Annotated in this window: 17 protein-coding genes; 5 read left to right on the top strand and 12 right to left on the bottom strand. The window is 60.8% G+C overall.

Going from position 1 to position 21,583, the window contains the following annotated elements; all coding sequences use genetic code 11:
- Positions 1-53 precede the first annotated feature (53 nt).
- Positions 54-1,388: a permease prefix domain 1-containing protein gene (locus Q0Y09_RS00645; protein ID WP_297716440.1), complete on the bottom strand. Its 1,335-nt coding sequence runs from the start codon at positions 1,386-1,388 to the stop codon at positions 54-56.
- Positions 1,378-1,716 (bottom strand): PadR family transcriptional regulator, encoded by a 339-nt coding sequence (locus Q0Y09_RS00650; protein ID WP_297716441.1) that lies wholly within the window; start codon positions 1,714-1,716, stop codon positions 1,378-1,380. The genes Q0Y09_RS00645 and Q0Y09_RS00650 overlap by 11 nt, the downstream gene beginning before the upstream one ends.
- A gap of 212 nt (positions 1,717-1,928) precedes the next feature.
- Between Q0Y09_RS00650 and udk the strand changes: the two genes are divergently transcribed.
- The gene (gene udk / locus Q0Y09_RS00655) at positions 1,929-2,546 is read left to right on the top strand and encodes a uridine kinase (RefSeq protein ID WP_297716442.1); all 618 of its coding nucleotides are present in this window, start codon (positions 1,929-1,931) and stop codon (positions 2,544-2,546) included.
- A gap of 43 nt (positions 2,547-2,589) precedes the next feature.
- Here udk and Q0Y09_RS00660 read toward each other — a convergent pair whose 3' ends face one another.
- Positions 2,590-3,411, bottom strand: a complete 822-nt coding sequence (locus Q0Y09_RS00660) for an MBL fold metallo-hydrolase (protein ID WP_297716443.1) — start codon at positions 3,409-3,411, stop codon at positions 2,590-2,592.
- A gap of 209 nt (positions 3,412-3,620) precedes the next feature.
- Here Q0Y09_RS00660 and Q0Y09_RS00665 point away from each other — a divergent pair, with 209 nt between their 5' ends.
- Both Q0Y09_RS00665 and Q0Y09_RS00670 read left to right on the top strand, forming a co-directional pair.
- Entirely contained in the window at positions 3,621-5,024 is a 1,404-nt protein-coding gene (locus Q0Y09_RS00665; protein ID WP_297716463.1) for an MBOAT family O-acyltransferase, read from the top strand.
- Positions 5,025-5,037: 13 nt separating this feature from the next.
- Positions 5,038-6,192, top strand: a complete 1,155-nt coding sequence (locus Q0Y09_RS00670; RefSeq protein ID WP_297716444.1) for a DHHW family protein — start codon at positions 5,038-5,040, stop codon at positions 6,190-6,192.
- 59 nt (positions 6,193-6,251) lie between these two features.
- On the opposite strand, the gene Q0Y09_RS00675 is transcribed toward Q0Y09_RS00670, so the two are convergent.
- Positions 6,252-7,040 carry a peptidoglycan recognition family protein gene (locus Q0Y09_RS00675; protein WP_297716445.1) on the bottom strand — a complete coding sequence of 263 codons (789 nt, stop codon included), beginning with the start codon at positions 7,038-7,040 and terminating at the stop codon, positions 6,252-6,254.
- Between the two features lie 244 nt (positions 7,041-7,284).
- Between Q0Y09_RS00675 and Q0Y09_RS00680 the strand changes: the two genes are divergently transcribed.
- Together Q0Y09_RS00680 and Q0Y09_RS00685 are read left to right on the top strand one after the other, a co-directional pair.
- Complete coding sequence (locus Q0Y09_RS00680) at positions 7,285-8,883, top strand: peptide chain release factor 3 (RefSeq protein WP_297716446.1); 1,599 nt, start codon at positions 7,285-7,287, stop codon at positions 8,881-8,883.
- A 334-nt stretch (positions 8,884-9,217) separates the two neighbouring features.
- On the top strand, positions 9,218-13,189 hold the full coding sequence (locus Q0Y09_RS00685) for an S-layer homology domain-containing protein (RefSeq protein WP_297716447.1): 3,972 nt from the start codon (positions 9,218-9,220) through the stop codon (positions 13,187-13,189).
- A gap of 55 nt (positions 13,190-13,244) precedes the next feature.
- On the opposite strand, the gene Q0Y09_RS00690 is transcribed toward Q0Y09_RS00685, so the two are convergent.
- The 8 genes from Q0Y09_RS00690 to Q0Y09_RS00725 form a co-directional block, all read right to left on the bottom strand.
- On the bottom strand, positions 13,245-14,276 hold the full coding sequence (locus Q0Y09_RS00690) for a hypothetical protein (RefSeq protein ID WP_297716448.1): 1,032 nt from the start codon (positions 14,274-14,276) through the stop codon (positions 13,245-13,247).
- 568 nt (positions 14,277-14,844) lie between these two features.
- A complete protein-coding gene (locus Q0Y09_RS00695; protein ID WP_297716449.1) occupies positions 14,845-15,969 on the bottom strand; it encodes an AI-2E family transporter in 1,125 nt (374 codons plus the stop codon).
- A 99-nt stretch (positions 15,970-16,068) separates the two neighbouring features.
- Entirely contained in the window at positions 16,069-16,914 is an 846-nt protein-coding gene (locus Q0Y09_RS00700) for a prephenate dehydrogenase/arogenate dehydrogenase family protein (protein ID WP_297716450.1), read from the bottom strand.
- 513 nt (positions 16,915-17,427) lie between these two features.
- Positions 17,428-18,444, bottom strand: coding sequence for a 3-deoxy-7-phosphoheptulonate synthase (gene aroF, locus Q0Y09_RS00705; protein ID WP_297716451.1), 1,017 nt, complete (start codon positions 18,442-18,444; stop codon positions 17,428-17,430).
- Between the two features lie 19 nt (positions 18,445-18,463).
- The gene (locus tag Q0Y09_RS00710; protein WP_297716452.1) at positions 18,464-18,784 is read right to left on the bottom strand and encodes a hypothetical protein; all 321 of its coding nucleotides are present in this window, start codon (positions 18,782-18,784) and stop codon (positions 18,464-18,466) included.
- Between the two features lie 261 nt (positions 18,785-19,045).
- Positions 19,046-20,101, bottom strand: coding sequence for a chemotaxis response regulator protein-glutamate methylesterase (locus Q0Y09_RS00715; RefSeq protein ID WP_297716453.1), 1,056 nt, complete (start codon positions 20,099-20,101; stop codon positions 19,046-19,048).
- A gap of 25 nt (positions 20,102-20,126) precedes the next feature.
- Positions 20,127-20,969 carry a protein-glutamate O-methyltransferase CheR gene (locus Q0Y09_RS00720; RefSeq protein ID WP_297716454.1) on the bottom strand — a complete coding sequence of 281 codons (843 nt, stop codon included), beginning with the start codon at positions 20,967-20,969 and terminating at the stop codon, positions 20,127-20,129.
- Complete coding sequence (locus Q0Y09_RS00725; protein WP_297716455.1) at positions 20,962-21,537, bottom strand: chemotaxis protein CheW; 576 nt, start codon at positions 21,535-21,537, stop codon at positions 20,962-20,964. Before Q0Y09_RS00725 ends, Q0Y09_RS00720 begins: the two co-directional genes overlap by 8 nt.
- Positions 21,538-21,583: the final 46 nt, after the last annotated feature.

Raw genomic sequence — 21,583 nt, forward strand, 5'->3', positions numbered from 1 at the left:
GGTAAGGGTCTCTTGAGAAGGAGTGAAGAAAAGATAAAGTTTTCCCGTCGCCCTCAGGTGGGCCGATGGAAGCGGATGGAGAGGGTGACGGGCCCCAGGGGAAGCTCCAGCCGGTGGTGCAGGGAAGCGTGGGACCTGTCGCAGAGGCCGTCCCGCAGGAGGACGTCCATGCGGAAAACGGAGAGGAGGACCCCCATCAAAAGGCTGTTCAGCAGCAGATAGGCCACGCCGAAGGAGAGAAAGGGGAGGGAGAGGGGGACCCAGGGGAAATAACCCAGGTTGAAGAGCAGATAAAATACGCCTTGAAGGAGCAGAGGGAGGAGGGCGGAAAGGGCCAGGAGCTTTCCCGTCCGGCTCCGGAGCCGCGCCACCCGCCGCAGCAGCAAAAGGGCGGCCAGGGCCAGGAGGACGGCGGTAAGAAGGAAGACCCACCGGCCCGCCTGCCGGGCCAGAAAGGCCAGCATCAGGTCGGTACTGCCCAGGACGTTGCCGAAAAGGTCTGGGTCTGGGCCCTGGCGCAGGTGGAGAAAGAGGTATCCGGCGCCGTTGGGCTCCAGCTCCGGGTGGAGGAAGACGGTCAGCCGCCGGAGCAGGCTGCTGTGCTGTCTGACCAGGAGGAGTAGAATACCAAAATAGAGAAGGGTGGGGGTCAGGCTCAAAAGCAGATGCTTCCACCGCTTTCCGGCAAACCAGCCCAGCCCCGCCGCCGCCAGGAGCACCAGGGTCATGACGGCGCCGGAGAGCAGATAGGCGGCGGAGGAGGGGACCAGCAGGGCGGGAAGGGGAAGGACCCAGGCGGCCAGGGCGCAGAGGAGGACGGTGGCGGTCCCCTTGCCCCGGAGCCGGCACAGCAGGGCGGCATAGAGGACGGGCAGGAGGAGGGCCACATACAGGGCCGTGGGACGCCAGGTCCCATTGGTGCCCAGAACGGCCCATACAACGGCGGCTATGGTCAGCACGACTGCCCACCAGCGCCGGAGGAGGAGGGTACAGTCGGAGAACCACATCCCGCACAAAAGGGCAAGGGCGATGGGTACCCACACGGCCTGACGGGCATAGAGGTCCATCATCCCCTGCCCGCTGGCCTGATAGGTCATGAACTGAAGGAGAAGACCGGCCAAAGCCAGAAGGAGGGCGGCCAGGGCCAGCCACCAACAGTTTTTGGGACGGTGGAGCCGGTCCAGGTCCTTGCCTACGGTTTCCGGGTCCCCCATCTCGGCCACCGCACGGTCCAGGGCGTCACGCTCCTCCAGGCCCTGGGCCTGGTAGTCGGCTGCCTGGTCGGCGATGTGGTCGGAGAGCTCCCGCAGCAGAGGACCGCGGGCCCGCCGCCAGCGGATCTGGTCCCCTACGGCGGCGAGGTAATCCCCCAGGATCTCACGCGCCACAGAATACGCCCCCTTCCAGCACGCCCCGGACCCCGTCGGCATAGGTTCGCCACTGCTCCGCCTGCTCGGCCAGGGCGGCACGGCCCGCCGAGGTGATGGCGTAGTACCGCCGCACCCGGCCCCCCGCCTCCCCGTCCCGGGCGGTGACATAGCCCTGGGCCTCCAGACCGTGGAGGAGGGGGTAGAGGGTCCCCGCCTTTAAGTCGAAGACGTGATTGGATCGCTCCCGCAGAGCGGAGATCATCTGGTAGCCGTACATCTCTTCCTGGGAGAGAAGGGAGAGCAACAGCATCCCGGTCCCTCCGGGGAGATTCCTTTCCCGCGCCATGGCAAGACCTCCTAATAGATAGATATTCTATCTATTATTATATCGGATATCTACCTATTGTCAAGGGGAGAAAGGGACCGACGGAAAACGCAAGTGTTGGCGAAGGATGGGGGATTTTGCATTGTCATTTGGGGCGAGGCCGTCTATAATGGGTATTGAAAGGACGACCCTCCTGGAGAGGGGAGAAAAGGAAGGACGGTGGAACAAGCCCCATGGACATCATGATTATCGGCATCGCCGGCGGCACCGGCTCCGGCAAGACCACCCTGACGGAAAAGCTCAAGGAGGAGTTCCGGGAGGATGTGAGCGTCCTCTACCACGACAACTATTACCGCTCCCACAGCGCCATGCCTTACGAGGAGCGGACCAAGCTCAACTACGACCACCCGGACGCCTTCGAGACCGATCTGCTCATCCGGGACATCCAGGCCCTCCGCCGGGGGGAGACGGTGCGCTGCCCCGTTTATGACTACACCATCCATGACCGCTCCGGGGAGACGGTGGAGGTCCGGCCCACCAAGGTCATTCTCGTGGAGGGCATCCTTATCTTTGAAAATCAGACCCTCCGGGACCTCATGGACATCAAGATCTTCGTGGACACCGACGCCGACGTGCGCATCCTCCGGCGGATCATGCGGGATGTGAAGAAGCGGGGCCGCAGCCTGGACTCGGTGGTGAAGCAATACCTCACCACGGTCAAGCCCATGCACGAGCAGTTCGTGGAGCCCTCCAAGCGGTATGCCGATATCGTGGTGCTGGAGGGCGGGCACAATCTGGTGGCTCTGGACATGATTATCCAGCGCATCCGGAGCCATGTGTCGGGAGGATGACCAGACAAAAAGCGCCTCTGCCAGTGGGCAGAGGCGCTTTTTGTCATAGGGTGAACTGGCTCCCGGCGCCGATCCAGTGGATGCGGCCGGGCAGCTTCTGCTGCAAACGCTGGAAAGAGGCGGAGCCGGTGCAGTGGCAGGTGTAGTACTGGGTGGGCCAGGCGGCCAGGGCGTCGCCGATGGCGTCCAGCGTATCGCCGGAGGCATTTCCGCCGTCCCTGGGGTTGGACAGGTGGAAGCCGCCCACCACCGCGTCCATGGGCCGGCCAGAGAGCTCCATGGCCCGGTCCAGGATGTTGAGGATGCCCCGGTGGGAGCAGCCGGTGAGCAGGACCCGGCGGTCCCCCTCCGCCAGGAGGAGGTTCTGCTCGTGGAGGAAGGGGTCGGTCTGGGGCTGGCCTCCTTCGCCGGAGAGATAGCCGGAGGTGTCGGGACACAGGCGGCAGCCGGACAGGGAAGAGAAGAGCCAGAGCCCGTCGTCCAGCTTCCGGTCCCCCGATACCGGGACCAGGCGGGGTTCCCCGGCCAGAGACGTCGGAAGGCCGATGTCCTCCAGGGCCCCGCTGGCCCTGCGGGTGAAGTGGGGGGTCAGAGCCCCTGCCTGCACATAGACCGGGGCCGTTTTGTTGACGGCCAGAAAGGCGGGCAGCCCGCCGCCGTGGTCCACATGGCCGTGGGACAGGACGGCCAGGTCCACCGCGGCCAGGTCCAGGCCCAGGGCGGCGGCGTTTTCCAGGAAGAGGCCGCTGGTACCGGCGTCAAAGAGAATGGAATGGTCCCGGCAGGCGATGTGCAGGCTCAGCCCGTGCTCGCAGGCGAAGGCCGGGCCGGAGGTGGTGTCATCCATCAGTACGGAAAGCAGCATCGTACGTCACTCCTTTGCCCCAATGGTATGCCCCCGGAGGAAAAAAGTCAATCCCGCCCCAAAAAGATGGGAACTTTTTTCCTCCTCCGCCGTCAAAGGAACAGACCCCGCCACCCGGCGACCCCAAAAAAGGGGGGCCGACCTATACAAAGGGGGCGGAGCCGGGTATAATATCCGGGAGATATTCTGTGAAACTGAGGTGTGTGTGTTTGGTCTTCTCCAGCCTGCTCTTTTTGTTCACCTACCTGCCGGTGGTGCTCCTGATCTACTACCTGTCGCCATTGAAGTGGCGCAACGGCGTGCTTCTGCTCTTCAACCTCATCTTCTACGGCTGGGGCGAGCCGGTCTATATCGTCATCATGTTCGCCTCCATCGCCATCGACTACACCCACGGTATGCTGGTGGAAAAGTGCAAGCAGAAAGGGAATGACCGGGGCGCCCGAATGGCAGTGGCCTCCTCGGTGATCTTCAATCTGGCCCTGCTCTTCTTCTTCAAATACTGGGACTTCCTGGCCGGCAGCCTGGCCTCCCTGGGCCTGGACTTCATGCCCATCCTGGGCGTGAGCCTCCCCATCGGCATCTCCTTCTATACCTTCCAGACCATGAGCTATACCATCGACGTCTACCGGGGGGACGCCGGGGTCCAGCGGAACATCGTCAGCTTCGGCACCTTCGTCACCCTCTTCCCCCAGCTCATCGCCGGCCCAATCATCAAATACAAGGACCTGAGCGATCAGCTGGACCACCGGGATCACACGGCCGAGCGCTTTGCCAGCGGCGTGGAGATCTTTGTGGTGGGTATGGGGAAGAAGGTCCTCCTGGCCAACAACCTGGGCCAGCTCTGGGATGCCTACAAGGCCCTCCCCACAGCCGAGCTCACCGTCCTGGGGGCCTGGCTGGGGGTGCTGGCCTTCTCCCTCCAGCTCTACTTTGACTTCTCCGGATACTCCGATATGGCCATCGGTCTGGGGCGGATGCTGGGCTTTGAGTTTTTGAAAAACTTCGATTACCCCTATATCTCCCGCTCCATCACCGAGTTCTGGCGGCGCTGGCACATCTCTCTGGGCTCCTGGTTCCGGGAGTACGTCTATATCCCCATGGGGGGCAACCGGGTCTCCCGGGGGCGGCTGTGTCTCAATCTGCTGGTGGTGTGGGGGCTTACCGGCATCTGGCACGGGGCCAGCTGGAACTTCCTTCTGTGGGGCCTCTACTTTGGGGTCCTCCTCATGCTGGAAAAGCTGTGGCTCAAGAAGTGGATCGACCACTGGCCCAGGGTGTTCCAGCATGTCTACACCCTCTTCTTGGTGCTGGTGAGCTGGGCCATCTTCGCCGTGGAGGACTTTGGCCGGCTGGGGGCTTACCTCGCCGCCATGTTTGGCTTTGCGGGCGGCGGCTTTGCAGACGGCTCCTTCGGCTATTATCTGGGGGCCTACGGTCCCTCTCTCCTGGTCGCCTGTGTGGCCGCCACCCCCCTGATGGCGTCGTTGTGGCGGCGGCTCCCCAAGCGGGGCAAGCAGGTCCTCCTGCCGGTGCTCCTCCTGGCCGGACTCCTCCTCTGCACTGCCTATCTGGTGGATGCCACCTACAATCCCTTCCTCTACTTCCGCTTCTAAAGGAGGCCCGGATATGTCAAAACGGTATGCTTTTTTCATCACTGCCCTGTTCTGCGGCTTCCTGGCCGTCTTCTTCGCCGCTAACCTCATCAGCCCTGACCGGGACTTTTCCGAGGACGAGAACCGCTATCTGGCCCAAATGCCCAGTCTGGATGCCGACGATTTTACCCTGAAGCTCCCCCTGGATGAGAGCGGCGATTTCTTCACGGGAGCCTTCATGTCCGACTTTGAGACCTACCTCACCGACCAGTTCGTCCTCCGGGACCGGTGGATCGCCGCCAAGGCCATGGCCGAGCGGCTCTCCGGCAAGGGGGAGAACAACGGGATCTACCTCTGTGACAAGGAGACTCTCATCCCCCGGTTTGACCGGCCCGACCCGGACAAAGTGGCAAATAACTTGGATTATGTGAACAAACTGGTGGAAAATGTGGATATTCCGGTCTATTTCTCCCTCATACCAGGCAAGGTGTCGGTGTGGGCGGACCGGCTCCCCGACGGCGCGCCCAACGCCAGCGAGGGGGACATCCTGGCCCAGGCCCAGTCCTCCACCCAGGCCCACTGGGTGGACATGGCCGCCGCCCTGGAGGCGCACCGGGAGGAGGAGATCTACTACCGGTTGGACCACCACTGGACCAGCCTGGGGGCCTACTACGGCTACGCCGCCCTCATGGAGGCCATGGGGCTGGAGGCCGTCCCCCTGAGCGAGTATGAGAAGACCACCGTCTCCACCGACTTCAAGGGAACCACCTACTCCAGCTCCGGCGTCCGGTGGATGGCGCCCGATTCCATCGACATCTATGTGCCCGAGGAGGGGATCACCGTCACCGCCTGGAACGGCATCCAGCCGGAGGAGGGGACCCTCTACGACTGGAGCAAGCTGGAGGTCAAGGACAAGTATTCCTTTTTCCTGGGGGGCAACAAGCCCCTGGCAGTGGTGAAGGGCCCCCGGGCCGATGGGCCGAAGGTGCTGGTCATCCGGGACTCCTACTCCGACAGTCTGGCCCCCTTCCTGACGGCGGACTGCTCCGAGGTCCACCTCTTCGATCCCCGGTACAACAAGACTCCGGTGAGCCAGTATGTGGCGGAGAACGACATCGACCAGGTGCTGGTCCTTTACAGCGTGGCCAACTTCGTCACCGACAGCAACCTGTTCGTCCTGGGCAAGTGACCGCCGGGACGAGACAATAAAATGCGGCCCCGGGAATTGGATTCCCGGGGCCGCATTTTTTATTGCTCGCGGAGAAGGCCCAACCGCTCCAGAACAACGGCGGCCTGCTCCCGGGTCAGGGGCGCCTGGGGCTTGGTGCCGTCAAAAAGTCCGGCGGCCACCGCGGCCCGCCAGGCGTCCCCGGCCCAGCCGCTGACCTCCCGGCCCTCCAGACCGGCGGCCCGGCGGGCCAGCGCGGCCTCCAGCATGGCGTCAAAGGTACTCTGCTCCATGGTATCCTCCTTTTCTCCCTCCAGCAGCCGGGCCACGTCGGCCCGGAAGGTGTCCATACTCTTGCCATGCCTGGGGAACCAGTGCATCACGTCGGCATGGCTGCTGGCGATGTCCAGCCGGCTGCCCTCCTGGTGGTCCACGATGTCGGTGGCGGGATCAAGGGAAAACTGCCGGCACAGCTCCGCGGCCAGCTCCACCGCGTTTTGGTAGACGGCGGCGAAGTAGGCAGCGTTGGCCTCCGCATCGTAGCCGATCATGGTACCGCCCTGATAGGTGTGGCCTTTGGGCTCCAGGATCTCAAAGGCGATGTGGGTGTTGTTGGCGGATACCCCGCCGTTTCTGGGGGTGCCGGCGTGCCAGGCCCGGTGGGTCCAGGGCAGGGTCTGGATCACGCCCCCCTGATGGACCAGGGCGTGGACGCAGGCGTCTGCCTGAGGGCTGTCCCAGAGCCGGAGGAAGACCTCCGGGTCGGGCTGGGCCACCCCGGTGGCGTGGACCATGATCCCCTTGGGGACGATGGTCCGGCCCGCCTGGTAGCAGGCGCTCCGGGTGAGAAAGTGCTGTGTGTGCTCCATAGAAAACCTCCCTGCGCGCAGTCTGCACGGATCTGAGGTGGGCGGTCCGCCGTCGGTGCGGACGGGGCCTCCCCCTCATCTCTATGCGCGCCGGGTCCTTTTGTTGCACGTTTTGGGGCGTTTGCTTGCAATTATATCCCGCCTGTGATATAATTTTTTGCCATCATCGGTACCAATTATGACGCTTTATGATGCCGGAGGGACGGACCGACCTGCCGTCATAGAGCTTTTGGAGGGAATCCCTTTGTCAAACTATGAGCGCGAGATCGCCCGGCGCCGCACCTTCGCCATCATTTCACACCCTGACGCCGGTAAGACGACCCTGACGGAAAAGTTCCTGCTCTACGGCGGAGCCATCGCCCAGGCCGGCGTGGTCAAGGGCAAGAAAAACAGCCGTTCCGCCACCTCCGACTGGATGGAGATCGAGAAGCAGCGCGGCATCTCGGTCACCTCCTCCGTCATGCAGTTCCAGTATGACGGCTACTGCATCAACATCCTGGATACCCCCGGTCACCAGGACTTCTCCGAGGACACCTACCGCACCCTGATGGCGGCGGACAGCGCCGTCATGGTCATCGACGCGGCCAAGGGCGTGGAGGCCCAGACCAGGAAGCTCTTCAAGGTCTGCGCCATGCGGGACATCCCCATCTTCACCTTCATCAACAAGATGGACCGGGAGGCCCGGGACTCCTTCGAGCTTCTGGAGGAGCTGGAGAAGGAACTGGGCATCGAGACCTACCCGGTGAACTGGCCCATCGGCTGCGGCAAGGAGTTCAAGGGCGTCTATGACCGGGGCAGCAAGAAGATCATCCATTTCACCTCCAACGGCGGCGCCAAGGCGGCCACTGCCACCGAGGTGGAGCTGGGCGACCCCAACCTGGACGGTCTCATCGGCGCCACCCTTCACCAGCAGCTCACCGACGAGATCGAGCTGCTGGACGGCGCCGCCGCCGAGTTTGACCTGGACCGGGTCCGTCACGGCAAGCTCTCGCCGGTGTTCTTCGGTTCCGCCCTCACCAACTTCGGCGTGGAGCCCTTCCTGGAGCACTTCCTCCGCATGACCACCGCTCCCCTGGCCCGGAAGGCGGGGGACGAGATCGTGGATTCCATGGACGACGACTTCTCCGGCTTTGTCTTCAAGATCCAGGCCAACATGAACAAGGCCCACCGGGACCGGATCGCCTTCTTGCGGGTGGTCTCCGGGCGGTTTGACGCCGACAAGGAGGTCTACCACGTTCAGGGCGGCAAAAAGATCAAGCTCTCCCGGCCTCAGCAGCTCATGGCCGCCGAGCGGGAGATCATTGAGGAAGCCTACGCCGGCGACATCATCGGCGTGTTCGACCCGGGTATCTTCTCCATCGGCGACACCCTGTGTACGCCGGGTAAAAAGTTCAAGTTCGACCCCATCCCCACCTTTGCCCCCGAGCACTTCAAGCGGGTGCGCAGTCTGGATACCATGAAGCGCAAGCAGTTCCTCAAGGGCATGGAGCAGATCGCCCAGGAGGGCGCCATCCAGATCTTCAAGACCCCCTATACCGGTATGGAGGAGGTCATTGTGGGCGTGGTGGGCACCCTTCAGTTCGATGTGCTGGAATACCGGCTCAAGAACGAGTACAACGTGGACCTCTATATGGAGGGCCTGCCCTACGAGTACCTGCGGTGGATTGTCAGCGACACCGGGGAGCCGGTGAAGGAGGACGACCTGATCCTGGGCACCGACGTAAAGCTGGTGGAGGATTACAAGGGCAACCAGCTCCTCCTTTTTGCCTCCCAGTGGTCCATCAACTGGGTCCAGGAGAAGAACAAAAACCTGACCATGAGCGAGTTTGGCGGGGCAGGATAACAAGACAGGAACGGCGCGGACCCATTTCGGGCCCGCGCCGTTTTTTGCCCTTTGGAACCGTCCCAAAATGGAAATGCTACCAAAATGCTACCAAAAAACGGCCTCAAACCCTTGGGGCGCAAGGGGTTGAGAAATGGGGAAAAAAGCGATGCTACCAAGATGCTACCAAGGGCACTTTTTGTGCTGAAACGTGGGGCATTTTCCGCAGAATGTGGAGAATACCCCACGTTTTTTAATTTGTAAGGGGCGTTATACGCCAATAGACGGGCAAAAAGTTCCGGAAAGTTGGTGTTTCTCCCCGAAAACCCCAAATTTTAGAAGGAGGAATTCCAAAATGAGAAACCTCAAGCGGGCTCTCAGCCTGGCTCTGGCCTCTGTCATGGTCCTGTCCATGATGGTCATCGGCGCCGGCGCTGTGAGCATCGACGACTTCTCCGACAAGGACAAGATCGTCAACACTGAGGCCGTGACCACCATGGTCTCTCTGGGCGTCATCAACGGAAAGGAAGATGGCTCCTATGATCCCACCGGGATCGTCACCCGTGCCGAGATGGCGAAGCTGATCGCCGTCACCCTGAACGGCGGCAAGGATCCCACCCTGGGCTCCATCACCGCCAACTTCACCGACACCAAGGGTCACTGGGCTGAGTCCTACATCGCCTACGTGGCCAGCCTGGGCATCATTGATGGCCGCGGCGACGGCACCTTCGGTCCCAACGACCAGGTCACCGGCGCTCAGGCTGCCAAGATGATCCTCACCATGCTGGGCTACCGCAGCGACATCGAGGGCTTCACCGGTCCCCTCTGGGCCATCAAGGTCCAGACCAAGGGCAACGACATCGACCTCTTTGCCGACATGCTGATTAACCCCGACGAGGGGCTGACCCGTGACGACACCGCCCAGATGCTCTACAACGGCGTCCAGTCCTGGATGGTCGAGTACCGCAACCTGGAGGGCAGCTACGACGGTATCGTCTATCCCCAGCCCCTGAACAAGACCAAGGAGGACTCCACCGTTCTCGTTGAGAAGTTCAAGGTGGCCAAGGTGACCGGCGTCGTGGAGGCCACCAGCCTCATCTCCCTGGACGGCAACACCACCGTGGAAGGCAAGACCCGCCTGACCGATGTGGAGTACCTGGGTGAGAAGTACGGTAATAAGAACTTCACCTATCCCATCGCCGTCGACAGCGATCTTCTGGGCCAGCGTGTGGTCATCTATGTGAAGGGCCTCAACAGCCTGTCCCCCAACGCTTCCAACATGGAAGTGGTCGGCAGCGCCATTGTCTCCGAGGATAACAGCGTGGTGGAGACTGCTGCCCGCCTGAAGAAAACTGACGACGTGAAGGACGCCCTGAAGGGCTCCGGCATCTCCATGCCTTCCGCTGGCGCCGACTATGTCTACATCACCGAGGATGATACCACTCGCGGCGCCACCGACGGCAGGCAGGCCATGCCCGGCGTTGCCCAGACCTTCATCGACAACGACGGCGACGGCACTGTGGACGTCGTGATCCAGAAGAATCCTGCTCTGGCCAAGATCAACACCTACAACGAGAAGGACGAGTCCATGAACATCTCCACCATCGGTTCTGTGGACTTTGTGGACGTGCTCAATCCCAAGGATGTGGCTCAGGGCGACTATGTCCTGGTTTACAACTACGACGACACCTACGTGCTGGAGAAGGCCGAGACCGTCTCCGGTGTTGTGTCTGCCTTTGTGAACAACGCCACCGACATCGACCTGAGCAAGATCACCGTCGATGACACCAACTATGGCATCGGCTCCGGCGAGAACCTGGCTCCCGATGTTATGGATCTGGTGGGCGACGCCATGAGCGATCTGGTGGACGGCACTTACACCCTCTACCTGGATCCCCACGGCAACATCCTGGGCTATGTCGAGGATGAGGGCGCTGTCGGCAACTACGCCGTCATCACCGGCGTGAACGACACTGGCAACACCGCTGGCTTCTATTCTGTCGAGGTCAAGCTGATTATGGCCGACGGCTCCACTGGCAAGTACGACGTGAACCTGCTGGCCTCTGCCAAGAAGTGGGACCCCACCACCAATGTCACCGGCACCAACGACGCCAAGGAAGCGGCCATGCATAGGGCCCTCACTGCCAACGCCGACCGTGACGGCAAAACCGATGTTATTGGCACTCTGGTGAGCTACTCCCTGAACGACGGCGCGGTCACCCTGGTCCGTCCTGACTACACCACCAACAACTACCATGAGACCAGCACCAACGCCGACCTGAAGCTCCAGAACAGCAAGGCCTCCTATTCCTTTACTGCTGGCAAGCTGATGGCCGATGACAAGACCGTCTTCTTCATCAAGGACGCCAACGGCAACTACACCACCGTCAACGGCCTGAAGAACCTGCGCTCCACCGCTCTGAACACTGTGGGCACCAGCCAGGCCATCTACTATCAGGCTACCGGCAGCGCTACTCTCGTGGCCCGCGCCATCTTCGCCGAGGTGAACGCTGTTTACAGCTCCAACTCCAACTACGCTTTCGTCACCGGCAACTACACTAAGACCACCTCCGGCACCAATACCGTCTACAGCTATCCTGTGGTGCTGGCTGACGGTACTGTTACCACCCTGAAGTCCAAGACTGAGGACAATGTGGGCAAGACCCTGGTCCACGAGTATCAGGTCGACGGCGACTATGTTACCTTTGACAACATCGAGACCTATGTGGTGAACGAGAAGATTGTCACCGGTACCGGCGCCAACGCCGTGTCCGTGGCCGATGCCGACAATCTCGCCACTGGCAAGGACAGCTATCCCACCACTGATGCCACCGTGTGGAACGTCGAGGACACCGACAACGTGTTTGAGACCTCTTTCCAGAAGAACGACCTGGTCGCTCTGGTCCTGGATGAGGATGGCAACGTGGAGACCGCCTTCGTCTATGACCGCCAGGATGACGACATGACCGACACCGTTGCCGGTGCCAAGCCTGTCGCTACCTCCGGTACTCTGACCCTGGACGGCAAGAACAGCACCTGGACTGGCATCGCTGCTGGCAACGAGCTGAAGATGAACTTCACCCTGGGCGCCAACCAGACCGGCAAGATCGCTGTCGATGCGGATGACAACGCCAAGGGCACCGTCTTCAACAACGGCACTGAGATCGCCAAGGGCGGTTCCTTCACTGGCACTGTTTACACCGCCGGCGCCAACGAGAACGGCGGCAAGGTCACCGTGAAGGTCACCATCAGCGAGGATGGCAAGGCCAGCCGTACCCTCACCTATGTCATTGAGCTGAAGGGCAATGTGGCTCCTGGTGTTAACTCCGTGGTCCTGGCTGCGAACGACTCCATCACCGTCAGCAAGCTGAACGGCGTTGCTTACGCTAGCACTACCAATGCCCAGCTGAATGTCGGTGAAAACACCGCCGAGGCTACCGGCTGGGTCACCAGCACTGCCGATGGCATCAAGCTGACCATCACTGCTGGCAGCGCTGACTCCTTTACCGCTACTAAGTCCGTCAATGGCGCTGCCGCCACTGACTACACCAGCGGTTCTGAGATCCCTCTGGCCGAGGGTAATAACACCGTGGTCCTCACCGTTGTCACCAAGAAGGCTGGTGCTCTGGATACCACCACTGTGTATAACCTGACCATCAAGACTGCGCAGACTGCTTCCACTGTCTCTACCAGCTCCCTGGAGGTCAAGGCCAATAACCATGTGATCGCTGGCAGCGATAAGACCTATGTGGTGAAGGCTCTGGCTGCTGGTCAGGCCATCACTCTCAATCCTAAGGCCAGCACTGCTAATGGTGCTACCGTCAAGGTCGAGACCACCGGTAACCTGTCCAACAATGTGATTCCTGAGGGTTCCTTTAACCACAACAGCAGCAACACCATCTTTACCGCTGACGATGCTGAGAGCAACACCTCTGGCACCATCAAGCTCACTGTCACCTACAAGAAGGCGAATGAAGCTGACCTGGTGGAGACCTACACCATCAAGGTCACTGTGGCTAAGAGCCTGGCTCCTAAGGCTACCATCAACCTGGATAACTTCGCCGGTACCGGTACTGGCTACACTACCGGCTCTGTGAGCACTTCCATCGGTGGCGGTAGTTCTGCTGTGGGCGATGTGGTGTATCTGACTGTCGCCCCCGCAGAGGGTACTCAGGTGTCCATCAGTGTTCCTGATGGAAAGGCTGTCTACTCCGACGGCGTGCTTCAGATTCTGAACGTTGCTGCTGACTTCAATATGACGGTTACTGTGACTGGTGACAATTTTGTGACCAACACCTACACCATCAATGTTGACGTTGCGGCCTGATTCCAATTAAAGTGGATACCCCCCGGACCATATGGTCCGGGGGGTTCCCCTTTTTTCAGAACAGCAGAATACCGTAATCATAGACATACATGGCTGCGGCATTTCCCACGTCCATGGTCAGCTGGAAGGACAGGTGCTCTCCCTGGGGCGTCCCCTCCTCCAACAGGAATTCCGTCTCGGTACAGCTTGCGCCTCCGGGCTCCATGGTGGTGCGGCTGCCCGCCTGGGTCAGGGCGAGCCAGCCGGTCCCGCCCTGTACGGACAGGGCCACGGTACCGCCGCTGTGGCGGACCCAGGCCCGCAGACCGGTCCGCTCCGGCAGGGCCAGACTGGGGGTAGTCACTGTGCCGCCGGTGGTGCCGGTGGAGGTGATGAGAAAGGTCCCGCCCAGGAGACCATTGCTGGTGGTGTAAAGTTCGTAAATATCCGCGCCAGTCTGGATGTGCAAATAGAATGTGTCTCCTTTGCTGACGGATACGGAACTGATGGAAATCGTTTGCTCCTCTGCCGCAGCGCCGAACCGGAGCTGGGCTGTCCCCTGGACCGCCTGTTTGCCGTTTTTGTAGAGCTTCCAGGTGGCTGAACTGGTGACGGTCAACCCCTGCTCATGTATGGTTTTCAGCCGAAAGCCGGTGATCCGTCCGCTGCCGCCCGCCGTGCAGGTGGCGGTACTTCCGCCGCCAACATAGCTGGTGCTCTGGCCGCTGTATCCCAGTGGGATATCGCCCTGTCCTGTGCGGTCCAGCGTGAGCTTGTTTTGAGAGCGCACCACCCCGTTGCTCATGGAGGCCGTCATGCTCCCATCCAGAAACCCATCGAAGATCAGGGCCTTTTTGAAGTCCACCTTCTTCCCTCCGTAGTACTGCTGGAGCAGCAGGTTATAGAGGTTATAGCCCTGGTCCTCCAGCCCGCTCAGGGCCCGGTCTGCCGCCGCCTGGGCTTTCTCCGCTGCACTCGCCGCCCGGTCCTCTGCTGCCTTGATGGCCCCGTCGATTTTCCCGTTATCCTGATTGAATTCCTCCCGCAAGAACTTGTCCCCCGGTTCCCACTGGCACAGCCCATAATTTGCAGTATAGTTGCTCGCCATAAAAGCATCCCTCCTTACCCCTACCCGCCCCGGCTCGTCCAGTTGCACGGCCCTTTTATCCCCGGGACCGCCCCTGCCCGCAGGCTGCAAAAAGTCCATGGATCGGGACCGTTCCCGACGCCTTCCCCTGGGGGAGGGCCTGCGGGGGTGGGCGCACACACAGGTTGTGCCCCACCCACGTCATTCTGAGCCGCCCTTCCCACGTCATTCTGAGCCGCAGGCGAAGAATCCGTATTCCTGCCCCGGTACAAAAGAACAGGGGGACGGATTCTTCGCTCCGCTCAGAATGACGTGATGCATGGGCGCGTCCGGGAGGCCGCGCCCCACAAAATATAGCTCCCCCTTGACGGGGGAGCTGTCACCGCAGGCGACTGAGGGGGTGGCCGGAGCGCAAAGCCACGCCCGATACCCACCCTCATCCGGCCCTGCGGGCCACCTTCCCCCTGGAAGGGGGAAGGTCCGCGGGGGCGGGCGCACACACAGGTGTGCCCCTGCACCCGTTATTCAGACCAGCGGAAACAGGAAAAACGGCGGGCGGACCCTTTGGAGGTCCGCCCGCCGTTTTTGGTTACTGACCGCTCTTTTCCTGCAAGGACAGGCGCTTGCGCACATCCCGGCGGAGAAGGGCGTAGAGGATGGAGGCCACCGGCACGCTGAGCAGGACGCCGGCCAGGTCGAAGAGTCCGCCGCCCACGGTGACGGCAGTGAGGACCCAGATGCCGGGCAGCCCCAGGGAGGTCCCCACCACCCGGGGATAGATGACGTTGCCCTCCACCTGCTGGAGACAGGCCAGGAAAATGAGGAAGACCAGGGCGTCGATGGGGTCCACCATGACCAGCAGCAGGGCGGAGGTGATGGCCCCCACATAGGCGCCCACCACCGGCACCAGGGCGGAGACCCCGATGAGGACGGAGATGAGGAGGGCGTACTCCAGCCGCAGGAGGAGCATGCCCAGGAAGGTGAGTCCGCCCAGGATGCAGGCTTCGGTGATCTGCCCGCTGACGAAGCGGCTGAAGGTATCCGCAGTGAGGGCCGTGACGTCCAGCACCACGTCGCAGATCTTCGGGGGGACGTAGGCCCTGAGGACCCGGCGGCACTGTCCCAGAAGGGTGTCCTTGCCGGAGAGCATATAGACGGAGAAGACCAGGGCCAGCACCATGGTGACGATAACGGAGATAAGGCCGCTGGTGAGGGTGAGCAGCTGGGGCACGGCGGTGGAGAGGGCGGCGAGGAGACTGTTGACAAAATCTTTCAGCGTCTGCCCGAACTGGGAGAGGTCCAGCTGCTCCAGGTGGAGCCAGGCCATGATCTCGTTGATCCAGATCTGCGCCTGACTGAGGTAGCTGCTGAGGTTGGCGGCGAAACGGCCCACGCTGCTGGTGAGCTGGGGAATGACGAAGGCAAAGATGGCCCCCACCACGCCGATGAGGAGCACGTAGGAGAGGGCGACGGCCAGCGGGAGGCTCAGTCCGGCCAGCCGGGTCCCGCCCAGGCCCTTGTCCAGGGTCTTGCGGAAGAAGGCGCAGGGCCGGCTCAGGACAAAGGCGATGGCCAGACCGGCGAAGAGCGGGGTCAGATTGGAGAGGACCAGACGGACCGTGCGCCAGAGGTCGTCGAAGCGCACCACCAGAAAGATCAGTCCCACGGTGAAGGTGATGAGCAGCAGCAAGCTGCGGAAGAGTTTTTTGTCCATGGAGAAATTCCCATCCTTCTCGTTCAATGACACCAATATAGCATCTTCCCCATGGGAAAGTCAATGTATCCCTTGGCGAAAGAGGGAAAACACCTGGGGTCATTCCAGGTCCATGTGCCGCTTTCGGTGGGCGGACCAGGCCAGCTTTTGGGTGAGGGCGGCGGTGTCGCCCCGCTCCAGCACCTGCCGGTAGGCGCGCAGATTGTCCTCCAAGTTGCGGATGACCTTGGTGAGGGCGTCGGCGTTCATGGAAAAGAGCTCGGTCCACAGAGGGACGTCCAGGGCGGCCACTCTGGTGCAGTCCCGGAAGGAGCCGCCCTCGAAGCCCCGGCACTCAAAGAGGTCCGGGTCGTCGCACACCGCCACCGCCATGATGTGCATGACCTGGCTGGTATAGGCGATGATGGCGTCGTGCTTCTGGGTGGTGGTCTCCACCACGTCCCGGCAGCCGATGTATGCGGCGATGCGCCGCAAAAGGTCCAGGTGCTCCGCCCGGCAGCCGGGCCGGGGGGTGAGGATGTAGTGCGCGCCGCGGAAGAGCCCGCCGTCCGCGTGAAAGATGCCAGAGGTCTCCTTGCCGGCCATGGGGTGCCCCCCGATAAAGGCCACCTCCGGGGGGAGGACGGCAGCGGCGGCGTCCACCACGGCGGTCTTGACGCCGCACACGTCGGTGACCAGCCCGCCGGGCTTGAAGTCCCCGCGGTGGGCGCGCAGGAAGTCCACGATGGCCTTGGGGTGGAGACAGAGGTAGACCACGTCGGCAGCGGCAATGGCCGCTCTGGCGTCGTCGGTGAGCCGGTCAGCCGCCCCGTGGGCGGCGGCAAAGGCCAGGGTGGCGGGGTCCCGGTCCACCCCCACGATCTCAAAGTCCTCAAAGCCCTTCAAGGCCATGGCCATAGAGCCGCCAATGAGCCCCAGACCGATGATGGCGATGGTTTTATTCATTGGAAAACCCTCCTGAAAGCCGCAACGGATTGGGCGGCTCATTCGCGCGTATGCGCGTCCAAGTGTTTTGCCGGAACCGGCAAAACCTTGATGCCGGGGCAATTCATTTGCCCCGAGCAGATGAAATCCAACGGGGTCCCCCACGGACTTCAGTCCGGTGGGGGACCGCCAATGAGCCCCAGACCGATGATGGCGATGGTTTTATTCATTGGAAAAACCCTCCTGAAAGCCGCAACGGATCGGGCGGCTCGTTCGCGCGTATGCGCGTCCAAGTGTTTTGCCGGAACCGGCAAAACCTTGATGCCGGGGCAATTCATTTGCCCCGAGCAGATGAGATCCAACGGGGTCCCCCACCGGCCTTCAGTCCGGTGGGGCGCCGCCAATGAGCCCCAGACCGATGATGGCGATGGTTTTATTCATTGGAAAACCCTCCTGAAAGCCGCAGTGGACCGGGCGGCTCATTTCAGCCCCAGGCCAACGATCACGATGGTCCGCTTCACAGCCCGTTCCCCCTCAGACAGCCCGCCCCAGGCAGGGGGTCAAGGCGCGCAGCTTGTCCATCAGGCCGTCAAATTCCGCAGGGGTGATGGACTGCGCGCCGTCGCACTTTGCGTGGGGGGGATCGTTGTGGACCTCAATGATGAGGCCGTCTGCCCCGGCGGCAGCGGCGGCCAGACTCATACGCTCCACCATCCAGGACTGGCCGCAGGCATGGGAGGGGTCTACCACCACAGGGAGGTGGGAGAGCTTTTTGACGGCCAGCACGGCGGAGAGGTCCAGGGTGTTCCGGGTGAAGGTCTCAAAGGTGCGGATGCCCCGCTCGCAGAGAATGACCCGCTCGTTGCCGCCGGCCATGATGTACTCGGCGGACATGAGCCACTCCTCGATGGTGGAGGAGAGCCCCCGCTTGAGCAGGATGGGCTTGGTGGTGCGGCCCAGCTGCTTCAGGAGGTCGAAGTTCTGCATGTTCCGGGCCCCTACCTGGATGACGTCCACGCACATCTCGAACATTTCGATGTTGTCGGTGGACATGATCTCGGTGACGATGGGCAGACCGGTGGCACTCCTGGCCTCCTGGAGGAGGCGGATGCCGTCGTTTCCCATGCCCTGGAAGGCGTAGGGGGAGGTCCGCGGCTTGAAGGCCCCGCCCCGGAGGGCGGCGGCGCCGCTGGCCTTGACGGCCTGAGCCACCTCCACGATCTGCGCCTCGCTCTCCACCGAACAGGGGCCGGCAATGACGGCCAGCTTCTCCCCGCCCAGCAGCGCCCCGCCGCCCAGGTCGATGACCGTGTCCTCGGGGTGGTACTTGCGGTTGGCCTTTTTGTAGGGCTCGGTGACCCGCATGACCCGCTCCACGCCGGGGAGCAGGGAGAGCTTTTCCCGGTCAATGCCGGAGGGGTCGCCCTCCGCGCCCAGGATGGTGGTCTCGGCGCCCTTGGACACCATGACCTTCACGCCGCCAGCCTCCATGGTGCGGATGGCGGAGGCCAGCTGCTCCTCGGAGAATCCGGATTTCATAATAACGACCATATTCGTTCCTTCCTTTCTGTCAATGACCCGGGTAAGAAACTTCATGCGCCAGGCGCGCACCACGAAAACGGGCAAAGGCTTGTGGCGCATGAAGTTTATGCGCATATGGGCCGTCCCGGCCCATGCGCTTTGACTGCATGGCCGTGCCGCGGAAAGCGGCACATGGCCAATTTTGCGATGCGTTTGCATCGCAAAAACGCGGCGGTCCCGGTTGGGACCGCCGCGTTGTGTCGTCCACACGCATGGATAGCGGGCCTGTTCCAGGGCACGTCAAATCGCCGTTGCCGGTATAGCGGCAGCGGTAGGAATACCCATAGATGCGGCCCTGGAACAGCTTCATTGCGAACACTTCCTTCTGTCTAGGTACTTTAACACTTTTTCCCGTTGAAGTCAAGAGAAAAGTTGACGCCGCGCCTGAAAAAATCAGCCAAGTGCTGTCAGTGGAGCCTTTTTGATAAAACGGGCTGGATTTTCCAGAAAATGTGGAAAATCCAGCCCGCTTTTGCTTTATAAGGTGTGAGCGCGTCTGTTCGTACAGGTCACTTATCAGAGGGGAGCCCACCCGGTTCTCGCACCAGGCTGCCCAAGCGACCCCGGACCTTTATGACAGCGCCTTGAGATGCCGGATCAAAACGCCGGCAATATCCGTACACGATGCCTGTGTGCAGACCGCGCCGATCTCGTGCGCGACGGCAGGCATCCCATAGACCACACAGGTCTCCTTGTTCTGACCAATCGTATAGGCCCCTTTTTGCCGCATGGCCAGAAGCCCGGCGGCGCCGTCCTGTCCCATACCAGTCATGATAATGCCCACCATCTTGCACTGTACTACTTCCGACATGGATTGAAAAAGCACGTCGACAGAGGGGCGGTGGCCGCTGACCTTCTCGCCGGGTGTGCAGGAGAGGGTATACTTGTTGCCAATGCGCACCACGCGCGCCTGCAAATCGGCGGGGGCGACCAAGGCGAGACCGCGATGCAGTTCGTCGCCATTTTTCGCCTCCCGGACCTCCATCTTGCATAGACGATTGAGGCGGTCGGCATACATCTTGGTAAAGCCGGGGGGCATATGCTGCACGATGACCATGCCGGGAATGTCCGCAGGAAGCCGTTTCATGACCTCCAGGGTCGCTTCCGTGCCGCCAGTGGAGGCGCCCAAGCCAATCAGAACACGATCAAAGCTGGAAGAGCTTCCAAGGGGGACGGCCGGGAGGGGAGGAAGCGGGCTTTTCGGATGGGGCGAGACCACAGAGGGCGAAGAGCGGACTTTTGCAACAGACGCGATCAGAACCTTCTGTGCCAACGTATGGACAAAGGCATCCGGATCGTCCTGTGCCTCCGGTTTGCGCACGAAATCGACTGCGCCGGCGTCCAGAGCGTCAAAAACACGCAGATTCAATGACGAGACCAGGATGACGGGGATCGGATGAGTTGGAATATACTGTCTTAAAAAATCGATCCCGCTCTGTCCGGGCATCTCAACATCCATGGTTATGACGTCGGGATTCAATTTTTCGATTTTCTTCTTGGCATCAATGGTGTTGATGGCATACCCAACGACTTCAATTCTTTGATGAGCAGACAGACCACGGATTATCATGCTTCGGGCTACGACTGAGTCATCCACCACCATGACACGGACCTTTTCGTTTTGCATAACGAAATATCGCGCCTCCTGAACGTTATTTTTGGAATGTCGCTGTGGCCAGTCTGCGGTACGGTGTGTTCTGACTCAAATTCTCTGAATAGCTGATGAGCAGATACCCATTTGGAACCGTAGCATCGTAGAATCGTCTGACGAGGGCATCCTTTGTAGGCTGATCGAAGTAGATCATCACATTTCTGCAAAAAATCACGTCGAATTTACGACGGAACTGAATCGGGTCCATCAGATTGAAATGCTGAAAAATCACATTGTTCCGAACATCTTTCGTAACTGTGTAGGAGCCGTTTGGATTTGGCGTGAAGTATTTTCTCTTCCACTCTGCGGGAACGGTGTCAGGCAGCTCATATACGCCCCTCTTGGCGGTGCTCAGGGCGCGGTCAGAAATATCTGTCGCCAGAATTCGGGTATCCCATTCCTTGGCGTGGGCCCCCAGGTAATCAAAGAGATACATGGTGATGTTATAGGGCTCCTCACCGCTGGAGCAGCCGGCGCTCCAAATCGACAAAATCTTGTCTTTTTGGTGGCGTCTGACCAGATCCGGGATGATGCGCTGCCGAAACAGATCCAAATGCTCTATTTCACGCATGAAAAAGGTGTAGTTTGTGGTCAGCTTGTTCAGGATCATCGTGATCTCGGCATCATCTCTTTTTTCGATCAGATGGGAGACAAAATCCGAGAAATTGCGATAGCCCAATTTGCGGATCGTGGGCGACAAACGCCCGGTGATTAACTGGCGCTTCTGGGACAGATCGATACCATAGGAGGACTTTACAAAATCGACCATGCGGCGGAAATCTGTATCGGTTATTTGCAGGGGAGAGAAAGCGCGCGCGTCCCCGGTCAATATGGTATCACTCATAGCTCAACAACTGCTCACAATCAAGCACGAGCATGGTGCCTGTCCCGTCCGGAATCGTACACATACCAGAAACCAGACGCTGGGTACTTTGCGAGGGCATCGGGAGGATGTTTTCGGTCGGGATCTCAATCATTTGATCCACGGCATCCACCAATATACCGACCTGCGTGTTGTCAAAATTAAGGACCACCAACAGGGTGTCTTCGTCGTTGGCGGGTTTTCCCAAACGGAGCCGAATATCCAGAACCGGAATGATCTGGCCGCGCATATTGAAGATACCACGGATATAGTCCGGCGTCATGGGAAGGTAGGCGGCGTAGTGATCGTTCAGGATCTCAACCACGTATTCGGCGTCGACCCCCAGCTTCAAATTGTCGGTGATAAAAATAAGATATTTCCGAGTAACGCTGCCCATTTGCATGGATTCTTTCAGCGATTCATCTTCTTCGGTGAGAAAGGCATCCACTTTTGCTGCATTCAATTCTTTCATCTCCTGCCATCTGTGAGTTTTGGATAGGCACATGGCTGACTGCCATGGCTGCTTGAGAAACGACGAGATCGGCTCCATATGTCAAAGCCGCACAGGCCCCGCGCGGAAAATGATGGGTGCATGG

The sequence above is a fragment of the Intestinimonas sp. genome (genome assembly GCF_026169115.1).
Taxonomy (GTDB): domain Bacteria; phylum Bacillota; class Clostridia; order Oscillospirales; family Oscillospiraceae; genus Intestinimonas.

Bases quoted from the DNA above. Each gene is read 5' to 3' on its own strand.
- Q0Y09_RS00710 (WP_297716452.1), bottom strand. From the start codon at position 18,784: ATGAAGCTGTTCCAGGGCCGCATCTATGGGTATTCCTACCGCTGCCGC.
- Q0Y09_RS00675 (WP_297716445.1), bottom strand. From the start codon at position 7,040: ATGGAGCACACACAGCACTTTCTCACCCGGAGCGCCTGCTACCAGGCG.
- aroF (WP_297716451.1), bottom strand. From the start codon at position 18,444: ATGGTCGTTATTATGAAATCCGGATTCTCCGAGGAGCAGCTGGCCTCC.
- Q0Y09_RS00685 (WP_297716447.1), top strand. From the start codon at position 9,218: ATGAGAAACCTCAAGCGGGCTCTCAGCCTGGCTCTGGCCTCTGTCATG.
- udk (WP_297716442.1), top strand. From the start codon at position 1,929: ATGGACATCATGATTATCGGCATCGCCGGCGGCACCGGCTCCGGCAAG.
- Q0Y09_RS00720 (WP_297716454.1), bottom strand. From the start codon at position 20,969: ATGAGTGATACCATATTGACCGGGGACGCGCGCGCTTTCTCTCCCCTG.
- Q0Y09_RS00670 (WP_297716444.1), top strand. From the start codon at position 5,038: ATGTCAAAACGGTATGCTTTTTTCATCACTGCCCTGTTCTGCGGCTTC.
- Q0Y09_RS00690 (WP_297716448.1), bottom strand. From the start codon at position 14,276: ATGGCGAGCAACTATACTGCAAATTATGGGCTGTGCCAGTGGGAACCG.
- Q0Y09_RS00725 (WP_297716455.1), bottom strand. From the start codon at position 21,537: ATGGAGCCGATCTCGTCGTTTCTCAAGCAGCCATGGCAGTCAGCCATG.
- Q0Y09_RS00660 (WP_297716443.1), bottom strand. From the start codon at position 3,411: ATGCTGCTTTCCGTACTGATGGATGACACCACCTCCGGCCCGGCCTTC.
- Q0Y09_RS00700 (WP_297716450.1), bottom strand. From the start codon at position 16,914: ATGAATAAAACCATCGCCATCATCGGTCTGGGGCTCATTGGCGGCTCT.
- Q0Y09_RS00695 (WP_297716449.1), bottom strand. From the start codon at position 15,969: ATGGACAAAAAACTCTTCCGCAGCTTGCTGCTGCTCATCACCTTCACC.
- Q0Y09_RS00650 (WP_297716441.1), bottom strand. From the start codon at position 1,716: ATGGCGCGGGAAAGGAATCTCCCCGGAGGGACCGGGATGCTGTTGCTC.
- Q0Y09_RS00715 (WP_297716453.1), bottom strand. From the start codon at position 20,101: ATGCAAAACGAAAAGGTCCGTGTCATGGTGGTGGATGACTCAGTCGTA.